General features: G+C 68.8%; 12 protein-coding genes. All 12 read right to left on the reverse strand.

From position 1 onward, the window contains the following. Positions 1 to 470: 470 nt before the first annotated feature. Positions 471 to 1,781 carry a ricin-type beta-trefoil lectin domain protein gene (locus ACIHCQ_RS21045; RefSeq protein ID WP_399664173.1) on the reverse strand — a complete coding sequence of 437 codons (1,311 nt, stop codon included), beginning with the start codon at positions 1,779 to 1,781 and terminating at the stop codon, positions 471 to 473. Next, entirely contained in the window at positions 1,778 to 4,699 is a 2,922-nt protein-coding gene (locus tag ACIHCQ_RS21050; protein WP_399664176.1) for a glycosyl hydrolase family 95 catalytic domain-containing protein, read from the reverse strand. The genes ACIHCQ_RS21045 and ACIHCQ_RS21050 overlap by 4 nt, the downstream gene beginning before the upstream one ends. 12 nt (positions 4,700 to 4,711) lie before the next feature. Then, positions 4,712 to 5,032 (reverse strand): inositol-3-phosphate synthase, encoded by a 321-nt coding sequence (locus ACIHCQ_RS21055; protein WP_399664179.1) that lies wholly within the window; start codon positions 5,030 to 5,032, stop codon positions 4,712 to 4,714. 141 nt (positions 5,033 to 5,173) lie between these two features. Continuing rightward, a complete protein-coding gene (locus tag ACIHCQ_RS21060; protein WP_399664182.1) occupies positions 5,174 to 5,368 on the reverse strand; it encodes a hypothetical protein in 195 nt (64 codons plus the stop codon). A 558-nt stretch (positions 5,369 to 5,926) separates the two neighbouring features. Continuing rightward, entirely contained in the window at positions 5,927 to 7,405 is a 1,479-nt protein-coding gene (locus ACIHCQ_RS21065; protein ID WP_399664185.1) for an RICIN domain-containing protein, read from the reverse strand. Positions 7,406 to 7,618: 213 nt separating this feature from the next. Further along, positions 7,619 to 8,032: a non-reducing end alpha-L-arabinofuranosidase family hydrolase gene (locus ACIHCQ_RS21070; protein ID WP_399664188.1), complete on the reverse strand. Its 414-nt coding sequence runs from the start codon at positions 8,030 to 8,032 to the stop codon at positions 7,619 to 7,621. Between the two features lie 343 nt (positions 8,033 to 8,375). Next, positions 8,376 to 9,317, reverse strand: coding sequence for an RNA polymerase sigma factor (locus tag ACIHCQ_RS21075; protein ID WP_399664192.1), 942 nt, complete (start codon positions 9,315 to 9,317; stop codon positions 8,376 to 8,378). Positions 9,318 to 9,436: 119 nt separating this feature from the next. Next, the gene (locus ACIHCQ_RS21080) at positions 9,437 to 9,754 is read right to left on the reverse strand and encodes an SDR family oxidoreductase (protein ID WP_399664195.1); all 318 of its coding nucleotides are present in this window, start codon (positions 9,752 to 9,754) and stop codon (positions 9,437 to 9,439) included. Then, complete coding sequence (locus ACIHCQ_RS21085) at positions 9,751 to 10,965, reverse strand: mandelate racemase/muconate lactonizing enzyme family protein (RefSeq protein WP_399664197.1); 1,215 nt, start codon at positions 10,963 to 10,965, stop codon at positions 9,751 to 9,753. The genes ACIHCQ_RS21080 and ACIHCQ_RS21085 overlap by 4 nt, the downstream gene beginning before the upstream one ends. A gap of 3 nt (positions 10,966 to 10,968) precedes the next feature. Beyond that, entirely contained in the window at positions 10,969 to 11,796 is an 828-nt protein-coding gene (locus tag ACIHCQ_RS21090) for a carbohydrate ABC transporter permease (protein WP_399664199.1), read from the reverse strand. Next, the gene (locus ACIHCQ_RS21095; RefSeq protein WP_399664508.1) at positions 11,796 to 12,596 is read right to left on the reverse strand and encodes a carbohydrate ABC transporter permease; all 801 of its coding nucleotides are present in this window, start codon (positions 12,594 to 12,596) and stop codon (positions 11,796 to 11,798) included. The genes ACIHCQ_RS21090 and ACIHCQ_RS21095 overlap by 1 nt, the downstream gene beginning before the upstream one ends. Before the next feature lie 184 nt (positions 12,597 to 12,780). Then, the gene (locus tag ACIHCQ_RS21100) at positions 12,781 to 14,052 is read right to left on the reverse strand and encodes an ABC transporter substrate-binding protein (protein ID WP_399664203.1); all 1,272 of its coding nucleotides are present in this window, start codon (positions 14,050 to 14,052) and stop codon (positions 12,781 to 12,783) included. Between the last annotated feature and the right edge of the window lie 112 nt (positions 14,053 to 14,164).

The raw sequence follows: 14,164 nt of genomic DNA on the forward strand, positions 1-14,164 counted from the left end.
GCTCCCCCTCGTCGCCGCCACGGCGGGCGGGGGCACTCGGGGCCGGTTCGCCTCACCCGGTCCGCGTAGCGAAAGCGCACCCGGCGGCCCACCGGACGACGCCAGGTACACCCTCTGCGCGGGCGCGTACGTGACGTACCACGGCTGGGACGAGAGCCGCGTCCAGCGGGCTTCGTGCGGCGAATGACCACAGACGGGCAATGGCGGCCTCGGTGTAGCGGCGGTAACCGCCCTGCAAACGGACGGGGGGCGGACAAGTCCCCTCTCCTCGTGGTGCCGGATGGCGCGCGGAATCCATCTGCCCCTCTGTCACACCCCTCCGCATCTCGCGGGAACATCACCGCGTCCCTTGGCCGTCCATGCACAGCCGGCAAGGGGAGAGGACAATCAGGGCATGAGGCGTCGACTCGCCGACGTGACCCGTCCCGGCCGGCCGACCGCGACTGCTGCGGTCGCCTTCACAGCTCTGCTCACGCTCGGGCCCAGCGTTGGTTGACGCCGGTGTGGCAGCTCCACACGATCACCGCAGCGCCGTTGGCGGTGCTGCCGCCGTTGACGTCCAGGCAGAGTCCGGTCTGGACGTTGCTGACGGTTCCGTCGGTGTTCACATTCCATTGCTGGTTCGCGCCGCCGGTGCAGTCCCAGATCCGTGCTCGGGCGCCGGAGGCGGCGTCGCTCGGCACGTCCAGGCATCTGCCCATCACCCGCAGGCTCTGTCCGGTCTGGGTGAACTGCTGGTTGCTGCCGGTGTGGCAGTCCCAGATGATCATCTGGGCGCCGTTGGACGAGTCGGCACCGCTGACGTCCAGGCATCGGTCGGCGGACTGGCTCCGCAGCCGGAATGTGGTCGGGTTCGGACTCGGGTCAGCACCCGTGAAGAAGCTCCAGATCTCTCCCTTGACCCAGCTCCTGGCGCCGCTCTCACAGCCGGCGCACCCGTCCACGGGGCCTTGCTGGTGCCCCCCGTCGAACGCGGCCCAGACGACCGGATACCCCTCTCGGCAGCCCGAGTAGGTGGTGGTGATGTGGGTGCGGCTGCCCGGTGCGGGCTCCGGCGCGTTCTGGGCGGTACAGCCGTTGTTCCTGACGAACCTGTCCCGCATCCCGCGACCGGCGCCGATGTTGTCATTGATGCCGTGGATTCCCATGTACGCGAAGGGCTGGGTGCCCCCGCTGCACCCGCTGATCCCCCCGGGCGCGGCTATCGCAGCGACCGCACGGAAGACGTTCGGCCTGGCACATGCGAGTGCGTAGCTCATGGCTCCGCCGTAGCTGAACCCGAGGGCGAAGCGCTGCGTGGTGTCGACACAGAGGTCGTTGTCGATACGCCTGATCATGTCGTCGACGAAGGTCACGTCCTCGCCGCCGGAATTGCCCCAGCCGTTGTTGATGCCCTGCGGAGCGACGAAGATCGCGCTGTTGTTCGCGAGTCGCCGGAGTCCGTAGTGGGCATAGACATCGCCATCGCTCCCGCCGCCGGCGACTTGCCCGGCGGTGCCACCCAACCAGTGGAATCCGAAGACCAATCGATATTGACGGGTGTTGTCGTAGTTTTCCGGGATGCTCAGGATGAAGGAGCGGTTCTTACCGCTGCTTTGAATCGTGTGCGTACCGTTCGTCAGTGTCGGGGCATGTCCGCATCCGGCAGTCCCCGCGAGTGTGGCCCCGGCGGTGGGCGACATGCCGGCCGCAGCGCTGACTCCCGCCATGCCGGCCATGGCGAGAACGAGCAATGCCGCTACCACGGCTCGCCCAAGGAACAATCTGTGGATCGACATCATGCGACTCCCTCGCTACTCGGTGACATGGCTCTCCCTGGTTGGTCGGACCGCGGTTCGCGCTGGGGCTGGATGCGGTGGAGTTGGAATCGCTGGTTGGTGCGATCAGTGGCCGCCCACTGGGAGATGCGGGCTCCGTCGGCGGTGGAGGCCTCCCACACGTCCAGGGCGAGGCCGCTCTGCCGGTTGACCAGACTGATCACGCCACCGCCGTGGTCGACTGTTCGCCACTGCTGGCCGGCGGCGTCGGTATCCGGCTGCTGGGTGATGTCGGCGCCGTTGCTGCTACTGGCGGCCTGGAGGAACAGACCACTGTGCCCAACCCGGATCTTGTGGTGCCCGCCGTCGGAGGGCAGGAACTCGAAGTGCTGGTTGAGACCGGTGGTGATCTGCCATTGGATCAGCCGCGCACCGGCGGCCGTGGACGCACCGTTGATGTCGGCAGCCTTGCCGCTGTGCTGGGCCACCAGCCGATAGGCCACGCCGGTCTCCACCGGCCCCGACCTGAGTGCGGACGCGCGGTAGGTATTGCCGGCCTGGCCGGCGAACTCGATGAGATCGGCCTCGAGCCGCTTCGGCTGGACCGGCTCGCCGCTCGAATCGTCCTTCAGCGTGAAGTCGCCGGTGAAGATCCGACTGCGTATCCGGACGGCACCGGTTCGGTCGGGTGTGACGACGAACTCGATCCGGCCGCTGCTCCACTCGGCGCCGACGGTGTATCCGCCGCGGCCGCGCAGTCCGCTCACGCGCCCGGTGGGCCAGGCGGCCGGCAGCGCCGGCAGCACGTGCAGTTCGCCGTTGTGGCTCTGCAGCAGCATCTCCGCGATACCCGAGGTGGCGCCGAAGTTGCCGTCGATCTGGAATGGTGGGTGCAGGTCGAACATGTTGGGCGCGAGCCGGTCCGTCCGCACCAGGTCCCGGATCAGCTTGTGGGCCCGGACGCCGTCCTCCATCCGCGCCCAGAAGTTGATCTTCCACGCGAGCGACCATCCCGTCCCGTCGTCACCGCGCAGCTCCAGCGTCCGCCGCGCGGCCTCGTACAACTGGGGTGTCCCGCGCCTGGTGATCTGGTTGCTCGGATGCAGACCGTACAGGTGGGAGACGTGCCGGTGAGTCCGCTCGGTCTCCACCCAGTCGGCCAGCCACTCCTGGACATTGCCCCTGGAGCCGACCCGCATCGGCGCCAGCCGGTCCCGGGCCGCCACTGCCCGAGCGCGGAAGGTGGCGTCCACGCCGAGGATCTCGCCGGCTCGGGCGACGCTGTTGAAAAGGTCGCGCAGGATCTGGTTGTCCATGGTGGGCCCCGCGCAGACGGTGGCGTTCGCATGGTGAGCGAGCTCCGGAGAGTTCGACGGGTTGGTGACCAGGTATCCGAGAGTCGGGTGGGCGACCAGGGTGTCGAGGAAGAACTGGGCAGCGCCCTTCAGGGCCGGGTAGTTCGAGCGGAGGAAGTCGATGTCACCGGTGAACAGGTAGTGGTCCCAGATCAGGGTGGCCAGCCATGCGCCACCGGTCTGCCACATCCCCCACTGCGCTCCGTCGACGACCGAGGCGCCCCGCCACGCGTCGGTGTTGTGGTGCGTCACCCAGCCGCCGGCGCCGTACTGCGCCTGGGCCACCCGGGCGCCGGTCACGGTCAGGTCGTTGATCATGTCGAAGACCGGGAGGAAGCATTCGGACAGGTTCGTCGTGTCGGCGGGCCAGTAGTTCATCGGCAGGTTGGCGTTGATGGTGAACTTCGAGTCCCAGGACGGAGCCATCTGGTCGTTCCAGATGCCCTGCAGGTTCGCCGGCTGGGTGCCCGGCCGCGAGGATGAGATGAGCAGATACCGGCCGAACTGGAACAACAGGGCGGAAAACTGCGGGTCGTTCACTTGCGCGTGCTGTGCGATCCGTACGTCGGTCGGCTGGTCGGCCGCCGTCGTACGTCCCAGATCGACCGACACCCGGTTGAACAGCGCCTGGTAGTCGGCGAGATGCCGGCTGCGTAGTTCGCCGATGCCGACGTCGCGGGCGGCGTTGAGGCGGCTCCGCGCGATCCCCTGGTAGTCGCCCTCGACGTTCCGGAAGTTGACGTAGCTGGAGCCGATCGACACCAGCACCGTCACGCTGGTGGCGCCGGAGACCCGCAGCGTGCCGCCCGAGCTGCTGACCGTGCCGCCCGTCACGGCGGCGTTGGCCAGGGCGAGGAACCGGACCCGCCCGGCGATTCCCTCCATGGCGGCGGAGGTGCCGTCGAGGGCGATCGTGGCCCCGTCCGGGCTGGACACCGCAGTCCGTTGTGGACTGTCGAATGTGGCGTTGAAGGTGAGGGAGTTGGCCCGGTCGGCCGTCAGCCGGACCACGATCACCCGGTCAGGTGCGCTGGCGAACACCTCACGCTGGTACCGCACGCCGTTCAGTACGTAGGTCGTGAGGGCCGTGGCGGTCGTGAGGTCGAGCATCCGGTTGTACTGCGACGCACCGGTAGCGCTGCCGAAGGAGAGCAGAAGGTTTCCGACCGGCTGGTAGGCCAGCTGTCCGGCCGGGCTGCCCAGCATCGTCTGATTGATCAGGTCCTGCGCCGGCCCCCACTGATCCGCGAAGACCCGCCGCCGGATCTCCGCGATGTTGGCCGCGCCGCGGGTGTTGGCGGAGTCGTACGGACCGCCGGCCCAGACGGTGTCCTCGTTGAGCTGCAGCCGTTCGGTGTCGACGTTGCCGAACACCATCGCGCCGAGGCGTCCGTTGCCGATCGGCAGTGCCCGCAGCCAGTCCGCGCCGGCCGGCTTGTCGTACCACAGGGCGAGGTCGTCGGCGGCCAAAACCTCCGGCGGCGCGGCCGAGCCGCCCTTGGCAGTGGCCGTCCACCCACCCGGCACGATCCATGCTCCGGCCGCCGCCCCGGCGGCGAGAAATCGTCTGCGTGTCACCTCGGACATGTCGTTCTCCCTTCACGGACTGGAGCAGGACGCGGACGCAGCGCCGGGAGCCGGCGCCGGTGGACAGGGTGAAGTCGACGTAGGGCAGCCGGCCCGGAACGCGGCGTAGGCGTAGGCGTAGGCGTAGGTCGACCTGGTCGGCAGCACCGTGGCCGGCGCGGCGAGGGCAGCCTCCGGCGCCGCGAGACCGGCATGCGCCGGATGGCGGGTGGCGCACGGCTCGGTCGACGCGACGTTGATCACCGCCACCTGGTCGAGACGATGCTGGTCGCGGAACTGGACAAGGTCGTCGGCGAGCCCAGCTGCCACGTCGGCCTGGCGGGCGGCGCGCACTACGGGGCCGAGCGCGCCGGCTGCACGCCGCGACCGGAACCGGGCGGATCCGGCGCTCGACCTCAGCCAGGTCGCCGGAGACGGCGACCACCAGCCGGGCGGGGATCGCGCCGGAGCCGGCCAGTGCCTCCGCCTTCTTGATCACCGGATGTTCACCAGGTCGTGTCCACCGAAGACCAGGTCGGCCACGTCGGGCAGCGTCGGTCCGCGCAGTACGGGCAGCGCCGTGACGCAGCCGGTCGGCTCCGTGAGCCCGGCCCTCGGAGTGAGCGCACCGGCGGTGGTCGTCACGGCGACGGCTCCGCGCGCGGCGACCAGCCAGACACCTGTACCCATGTGCGACTCCTTGCGCATCGGAGCGGCACCATGGTGTGCCGCTCGCGTGAATGCCCCGCCCACCCGGCCGGCGCGGGATGGCGTCCGGAGTCGGCGGCATCCGATCACCACCGGTCCCACACCGGTCCGGGCGGGCTGGGCTGGAGACGAGGCCGGTCGGCCGCACGGCCTCGCATCCCCCGCAGATACGCAAGGCCGTGCGGTCACGCCGATCCCTGCCTGTGTCCGCGCCGCCGATGACTGGACGATCACCATCGCCGCTACGGGCATCACCTCCGTCCACGACGAGTCCGCCTCGGCCGAGCGCGGCCCCGCGTCCCGATCGAGCCGGACGTGGAGGGCGTCAGCGAGGGACGGCGCGGGGTCGGTGCCGGCGGCCCCCGCGGTCGGGAAGTCGCGCGTCTCGTGGGTGAACGAGTGCTCGTACCCGATGACGTGACCGGGTGGCCACCGGGCCGACATGTACGGATGGTCCGGCTCGGTGATAGCGGCCCTTGAGCTGTCGGCAGACCGCTGCCGTGGCGTCGTTGTCGCCGTCGGCTCGGCCGCGGCCGGCGGTCACCGTCCACCGTGTCCGCCGAGTCGGGCGTCGCGTCGCGTGTCAGTGTTCTGGATCTGCCATCTCTGGTTGTCGCCGCCCCAGCACGTCCACAGCTGCACCTTGAAGGTGGCGGTGTTCACGTCGAGGCAGAGGCCGGGGCGAACGCTGCGGACGGTGCCGTCGGCGCCCACCGTCCAACGCTGGTTGTCGCCGCCGTTACACGCCCACGTGCCGACCACGGTCCCGTTCGTCGTCCCGCTGTTGTGCGCATCCAGGCACTTCTGGCCCCCAAGTGCGGTGATCTGTCCGCCGACCGTCAAGGTCCACTGCCGGCCAACCGTGTTGGCGCAGGTGTCCACCTGGACCTGGATGTTCGCCGTGGTCCCGCCGGGGATGTCCAGACAGCGCCCGGTGCTGACGTTGCGCAGCAGGCTGGTCGGGGCCGGGACGTCGCCATCCAGGCCCCAGCCGTATCTGAGGCGCTCGCGGCCGCTGGCACTGGGCGTGCTGAGCGTGAGGTTGGTACCGGTGCCGTGCAGTTTCTGCATGGCATACCAGTCGTCGTCCTGGCCGGCGCGTATCTTCCCGCCCAGCCCGGGCCAGTAGATGGAGCCGATCCGCAGTTCCCGGAGCACCGTGGTGGTGGCCCGGAAGTAGCGCACGAAGTTGTCGGTGCTCCCGGCGTCGTGGTAGTTGAGCCCGGTATCCATCGGCGCGCCGAACTCGTCGACGACGGTGCGGTCGGCGCAGGTGCCGATCGCGTTCCGCAGGTACGCCACCCACTGGTCGTAGGTCTTCGCGCCGCTGAAGAACGTGTAGTGGTGCAGCGACAGGTACGTCCCGTCAAGGCGGCGGTCGGCGCACATGGATCTGATGTCGGTGTTCAGGCCGGCGCCGCTGACGAAGATGCGGTTTCGCGGAATCGACGGGTGGCTGCTGATCCAGTTGCTCACCACGTTCGCCCACTCGCCGGCGCTGTGTCCCCCCGGTTCGTTCATCGGCTCGAAGTGGACGAGGCTGTTGGTGCCGTACCGGGCAAGCACGGTGTTCCACATGGTGTCGAAGGCGCTCGGGTTGACGATGCGACCGCCGCGGGCGGCCACCCCGTCTTCCCAGTAGGAGAGGACGACCTTGAATCCCTTCGCGGTGGCTGCGTCTATCGCGCCCGTGTACGCGCTCCACCAGCTCGTCCCGACTGTGTAGGTGTTGATCGGGAGCCGAACGGTGTTGGCGCCGAGGTTGTTCTCGAAGCCGGTGTAGATGGCGTTGGCTTTCGCCACGACCGTCTGGTAGCTGTCGGAGCCGCTCAACCCGTGCAGGACCAGCGGTCCACCGTGGAAGTTGTCACCGAGCCGGGCCCAGTTGACGCCGCGGAACTGGGCGGTGTCGGCGGCGGCCGAGGCGCTCTGGTGCTCGACGACCGCGAGCGCGCTGAGAGCGGTCAGGATGCAGGCGAGCGCCCGGGCGAGGTAGCGCCGGCGACGGGTGTGGGGCATGGTCGTGCCTTCCCGGTTGGCGATGTGGTCACGTCTGCGCTGTGCAGGTTCTGTTGACGTCGGCCGCATGCCGACAGCCGGCCGAGCCGGCGCGGAGCTTGCCCTCTCCGCGCCGGCCCCCTCCCAGATCGCTCGCGCAACGAGCATGTCAGCGTCATGCCGCTACTGTGGCGCCTGGAAAGCCTCGCTCCCCGGCTTCGCCCGGATCTCCGGTCAGCAGGTGGAGTCGGTCTGGGTGAGGAGCCCCATCCGCCACGGCGGGGAGATGTAGTCGCCGCCGGCGTCGGGGTCCATGCCCTGGTACAGGAACTGCGACTGGCACGGGTTCAACGGCACGTTCTGGTCGTCACCTGCCCGGATCAGCTCCCCGTGGCTGAAGTCCCGGGTCCACGCCGGGCCCGAGAACGTCACATTGGCGGAGCGGGCGAACTTCCGGCCGCGGCGCCGAAGAAGCGGCCCTCTCCCCCCGCCGAGGCGCCCCATGTGGACGCCACGTCGGCGGTGCCCATGAGCAGCGGCACCGTGCCGGCCGCGACCAACCCGGCTGACAGGGCTGACAGCAGGGGGCAGGATCGCTCGGGCCCGGGGCCACCGCGGCGGATCAGGCGAGTGCACGAATTCGTTCATCACCGGCACCTTTCGAAGTCGGAGCCACCTCACTGTGTTGGCGCCAGAAATCCGTGGATCGCTTTTGGCTGCCGCTTTCACAGGTCATGAATGGGGAACGTTACGCGTCGACGACTACAAGATTGGCAGATTGTCATGGTCCATTCAAGAGGGAACGGTCGATATATGTGCGCCTGATCCGTCGTGCAACCAACCGGAGAAGCGGGACTATTGACGGCCACCCCTCATAACCTTTTCAGGCGGCGAATTGGAGTGACGGACGCGTGTAAATCGCGGCAGTTTTCGTTATCGGCGGCCGGCTCGGACAGTCGCAGTCGACGTAGTGCCGAAAAGCACGGCGCCGTCACCGAACGCGAATACTTGAACGCCGACTCGAGCGGCCCTCAGGCGAGTTGGCCGAGTAACCCAGCCTTGACGTCGGCAACCGGCCGGAGCCGACCTCGGCCGACTCGGCTCCCATCACGACGGCATTCTCGGTCGCCCCGGCGAGCGCAGGTTCGTCGAGCACCGTGGCCGACCGCGTCGGCGGGACGGGGAGCAGCGCCAAGGCGACGATCAGCCGCTCAAGGGGTACCAGTTCGTCGGCGGCCCGGCCGCAGCCCGCACAGGATCGGGTGTGCCGGGTGATGCGCTTACGCCACAGCGTGCTCGGTACGCCGTCCCAGCCCCCCAGCGCGGCGGTCAGCTGTGGACATCGGGGGCTGGCTTCCAGCGCGGCGACGAGTGACCGGCTCAGCTCCAGCTGGTTGCGCATCCGCTGGACGCGCACACCCGCGTGAGCCACGCTCGTTCCCAGCGCCGCCGCGAGCTCCGCCCTCGCCAGCCGGCCCGCGGTCTCCAGCCACCACAGCGACAACAGCGCCCGGGCGTCCGGGTCGAGCCATCGACTGGCGCGTACGGTCTTTCGGCGATGACCGGACAGCTCGACGTGGATCAGGGCCAGATTCTCGGCGTCGGCGTCCGGCGGGTCGGTCATCTCGTCAAGGGGGGCCGTCCGTTCGGCGTCCGTCTGCCGCCGGTGCAGATGGGTGCTGATCTGTCGTGTCGCGATCGTGGCCAGCCAGGGCCGGAAGCACTCCGGGGCGCGCAACGTGCGCAGCTCGGGAAGTGCCCGCAGCATCGTCTCCTGCACCACGTCGTCGACGTCCGCAAGCTCACCCAGTGCCCTGCGCACGATCGCGTACACCAGCGGCAGGTACGTCGCGGCCAGGTCGTCGAGGGCTCGTGGATCGCCGGCCTGTGCGGCGACGACCAGGCTCGTCTCGTCGGCTCGGCCGGCTCGCATCACGAGCCCGTACACGTTGCCTCGGGCAGGGCCGCCCCAGGTGCCGCGCACGTCGCCACCCTCGGGTTCGCACGCACGATCGACTCGGGCGCGGCCGGCTGGTAATGCGTGGCAGCCCGTCATCGTCCCGGCCATCCGCCATCAACGGGAAGAACGATGCCGTTGACATGGTCCGACGCCGAGGAGGCGAGGAGCACCGTGGCCCCGGCGAGATCGTCGGGGCCTCTCCAGCGACCGGCCGGGACCCGGCCGAGGATCGCCTGGTCGTGCTGGGGGTCCGCGCGTAACGCCTCGGTGTTGTCGGTGGCGACGTGGCCCGGTGCGACGGTGTTGACGTTGACGCCGCCCCCGCCCCACTCCTTCGCCGGGGCCGGCGCCTCGGCGACCCGGCTCTCGATGTCGAGGGTGCGGGCCCCGCGGTGGACAACCGCTTTCATCGATCCTCCATCCCCATGGTGTCGAACGTCCCTTCCGCGGTGGATCTGCATGGTTCGGGGGTGACCGCGAGCAGCCGCAGGCCGGCCTGCTGCGGCCGTATGTGCGGTCCGTCGGGGGCGTGTGCCGTTCGCTGACGGGCCGCGGTCATCACCGTGGTCATCACCGTTTCGTCGATCCGGATGCCCAGGCCCGGGGTGTCGCCGAGCACAAAGGCGCCGTCCTCCACGTGCAGGTCCATCGCGACGCCGATCGGCGGCTGCAGGCCCTGCAGTTCGCTGACGAGGTGGTTGGGCACCGACGTCGCGGCGTGCAGCAGCGCGACAGGCGTGTTGCCGATCGGGCTGACCGGCAGGTCGTAGGCGTGCGCCAGCGCGGCGACACGCAGGAAGTGGGTGACTCCCCAGACCGCGGCCGTCTGGACGATGTCGACGCCTCCCGCCGCGATCAGCGGGCGGAACTGCTCGAGGCCGGTGAGGTTCTCCCCACTGGCGACCGCCGTCCGTACGCCACGGCTGACAGCGGCCAGACCGTCGGCGTCCCAGCGCCGGACCGGCTCCTCGATCCAGGTCAGGTCGAGTGTGCGTTCCAGTTCACCGACGTGGCGTACCGCCTGCTTGCGGCTCCAGGACTCGTTCGCGTCCAGCATGAGCCCTGGCCGGGTCCCGTGCGCGGCCTCGGTCAGTACCTCGCGTACGAGCAACAGCCGGTGCCGGTCACGCTCGATGTCCAGGCCGCCCTTGAGCTTCGCCGCCCTCAGCCCGCGTTCGGCATAGACCTGGTAGGTGGCGACGAGCTCGTCGTCGGTGAGGCCGATGTCCAGGCCGGAGGCGTAGGCGTGGACCATGCGGTCGTTGCCGCCGAGCAACCGCCACAGCGGCTCACCCACGGCCTGTGCCTTGATGTCCCACAACGCCGTGTCGAACGCGCCGATCGTGCCGAACACCACGCCGGCATGCCCGGCTTTGAAGGTGTGCCGCAGCATGCGGTCGTAGAGGGCAGTCACCGCGCGCGGGTCCTGGCCGTCGATGGCGGAGAAAATCACCTCGGCTTCCACGTGCGGTCCCAGGCCGACTCCGGTGATCCCCTCATCGGTCTCGACGATGACGACCGGCACGGGCACGACGCCGTCGTCGTGGACGCCGTTGGCGTCACCGACAGGTCGACCCCATCGCTGTGCCGTCGTCAGGGTTCTGTACCCGGTGATGCGCATGCGTCAGCCCTTCGTCGCGCCGGCCGTCACGCCCTCGGCGATCTGGCGCTGCAGGAACAGGTAGGTCACCAACACGGGTAGCCCGGCGATCAGGACACCGGCTGCGAAGGTGGGGATGTCGGCGGAGTACTGGCCGCGCAGTGAGGTGATGCCCACCATCAGGGTGCGATGGTCGGCCGACGGCATCATCAGCAGCGAGATGAGCACGTCGTTCCAGCAGAACAGCGCGTCGAGGATGCCCACCGACAGCAGTGCCGGAGCACCCATCGGCAGCATGATTCGCCGGTAGACGCCGTACAGGGTGTTTCCGTCGATCCGTGCGGCGTCGACGAGCTCGGTGGGCACCGCCCGGTAGTAGCTCGTCATCAAGAAGACGGTGAACGGCAGGAACTGCGCGACGTAGGCGAGGATCAGCCCCGGATAGGTGTCGATGAGACCGCCGTCGGCCATGATCCTGGCCAGTGGCACCATGATCACCTGGAACGGGATGAACAGTGCCGCGAGGCAGACCAGAGCCAGCGCGGACGAGCCACGGAACCGCACCTGGGCCAGCGCGAACCCGGCCATGGACCCGATGAGCAGTAACAGCGCCACGGCGCAGACCACCACGACCACGGAGTTGAGGAAGTACCGCCCCATGCCGACGCTGTTCCACGCGGTGCCGAGGTTGTCCCACTGGAGAGTGCTTGCCAGGGAGAACCGGTCGAGGATGTACTCCCGGCGGGTCTTCATCGCGACGTTGGCGGTGAACAGCAGCGGGTAGATCGTCGCCAGGGCGAGGAGCACCATCGGCACGGCGACCAGCCATCTGCTCGGCCCCAGGCGGGACATCAGTCCTCCCTCCCCGCCCGGCGCAGCAGGCCGACCTGCAGCAGGCCCACGACCAGCATGATGAGGAAGAGGACCGTGGACGCGGCCGACGCGAGCGCCGGGCGGCTCATCTGTCCCTGCTGGACCCAGATGTAGTACTCCGGCAGGTAGGTCGACCCTTCCGGGCCACCACTGGTCATGACGTAGAGCAGCCCGAACATCGAGGTCAGCATCCCGATCATCGTGGTGACGACGACGAACTGGATGGTGCGGGCCAGACCCGGGATGATCACGTGCCAGATCATCCGCGCGAGCGAGGCGCCGTCGACCCGGGCGGCGTCCAGAAGTGCGGGGTCCAGGGTCGCGAACCCGGCCAGGAACACCACCAGCGCCATTCCTGACGTCGCCCAGATGTGCACGCCGACAACGGCGAACATGGCTACGTCGGGATCGCCGAGCCAGTCGACCGGGCCGACCCCTGAGCCGCCGAGCACGTCGTTCAGCGGACCGTCGAAGGCCAGTAGCAGGTTGAAGATCGCGCCGACGATCACCGGTGAGAGCACAGCCGGGAAGAAGTAGACGCTCCGGAAGAACGGGTGTCCTGGCACCCGCAGGTAGATGAAGGTGGCGAGCAGTCCCGGGATCGCGACCGCGACCGGAAGCAGCAGCACCAGCAGTCCGACGTTGCGCAGCGCGGTGCGGAACAGCGGGTCGTCGATGAGCTCCGCGTAGTTGTCGAGCCCCACCGGGGCACCGTTGCTTTCGCCGTCACCGGTGAAGGAGAAGTTGACACCCAGTCCCAGTGGCCAGAGCCGGAGCACCACGATGATCAGGACAGCGGGAGCGACCAGGACGTAGGGGGCGAGGCGTTCGGCGCGCCGGCCGCTGCGGACTCGCGGAGGTTTCGACGCGGGGCCGCGGCCACCTACCGCCTCGCCTGCTCGCGCCCCGTCGGTCCGCCCTGCTTGAGCAGCGCGGACCGGCGAACCATCGGGTGACATGGCCTCAGCCCGCTTGGTCGGACGCCGCCAGCTGCTTGACCGCCGCGTCGACCGTGACCGATCCGCTCAGCAGTTGCTGAGACAGCCGCCCCATCAGGTCCGCGGTCCTGGACGACAGGGCCACGTGCAGGGCGGGCTTGCCACGGTCGATCTCGGACACGATGGTGGCGACGGCCGGTCCACCTCTCGAGACGTCCACGGTGCGGTCGGCCGCGATGGCGCCCGCGTCGGCGTAGAACGCCTTCAGTGCGTCGGTCGAGGTAAGGGAGCGCACCAGGTCGGCGGCGACCTTGGGGTCCTTGGTCCACTTCGCGACGGCGTAGCCGATGCCGCCGTCGTAGGGAAGGCTCGGCGTGGCGCCGGCCGTGACGACCGGCGACTTCATGACGCCGACATCGCCGGCGTCGAGGAATTCGGCGAAGTCCTTCCAGTGCCCGATGTCCGACATCAACCCGATGACGTGGGCGGCCTTGTCGGACTGGAACACCGCGAACGCGTCGTTGAACATCGCCGTCGAGTTCACCCCGTCGTTGTTCAGGCCTTTGTCGTTGGCCTCTTTCCAGAGCGAGAAGACCCGCTTGACCGCCGGCGAGGACCAGTCTCGTTTGCCGGCGATCCAGTCGTCGTACTCCGTGGGCGACAGGACGCCCGAGCCGAGCCCGGACAGGAAGAACTGGATACCGATGCCTTCCTTGTTGCCCTGCGCGAAGCACCTGGCACCGGTCGCCCTGGTGATGGTCCGGCAGTCGGCGACGAACTCGTCCCAGCTGGTGGCCGGCTGCTCCGGGTCCAGCCCTGCCTTCCGGTAGAGCGACTTGTTGTAGTAGATCGGGTGACCTTGCAAGGTCACCGGAGCGGCGTAGGTCTTGCTGTCCTTGGTGAAGGCCTCCCACCCGGCCAGCCGCTTCTTGTCATCACGGACGTACTCGTCCAACGGCAGAAGGGAGTCCGCGCGGTCACGGATCTGCCCGCCGCCGTTGAAGAGCATGACGTCCGGCCCCTTGCCGGCTTGGATGGCGGCCCCGAGCAGGGTGTAGTACTGCTCGAACGGCTGCGCGACGAACTCGACCGTCACGCCGGGATGTTGCTGGGCGAAGTCGGCCTTGGCCTTCTCGACGTATGAGGACGCCGTGGCGTCGCCGGACTTCCAGTCCCAGACGACGAGCTTGCCCTTCGAACCACCGGACGCCGCATCCGGGTCGGAGGCGCTTCCGCAGCCGGCTAAGGCAACGAGCCCGGCAACCAGGGTCGCCGACCACAGTGTTCGCTGCTTCATTGCTGCCCCACTCTCCTTGGGTGGCCGGCTGTCCGGCAATTGAGGTTGAGGAGGAACGCAACTCGTATGACGTATGTAACTCGTATGACGTATGATGTCAACAGGGATGCCG

It is taken from the genome of Streptomyces sp. NPDC052236 (assembly GCF_044548015.1).
Classification (GTDB): Bacteria; Actinomycetota; Actinomycetes; order Streptomycetales; family Streptomycetaceae; genus Streptomyces.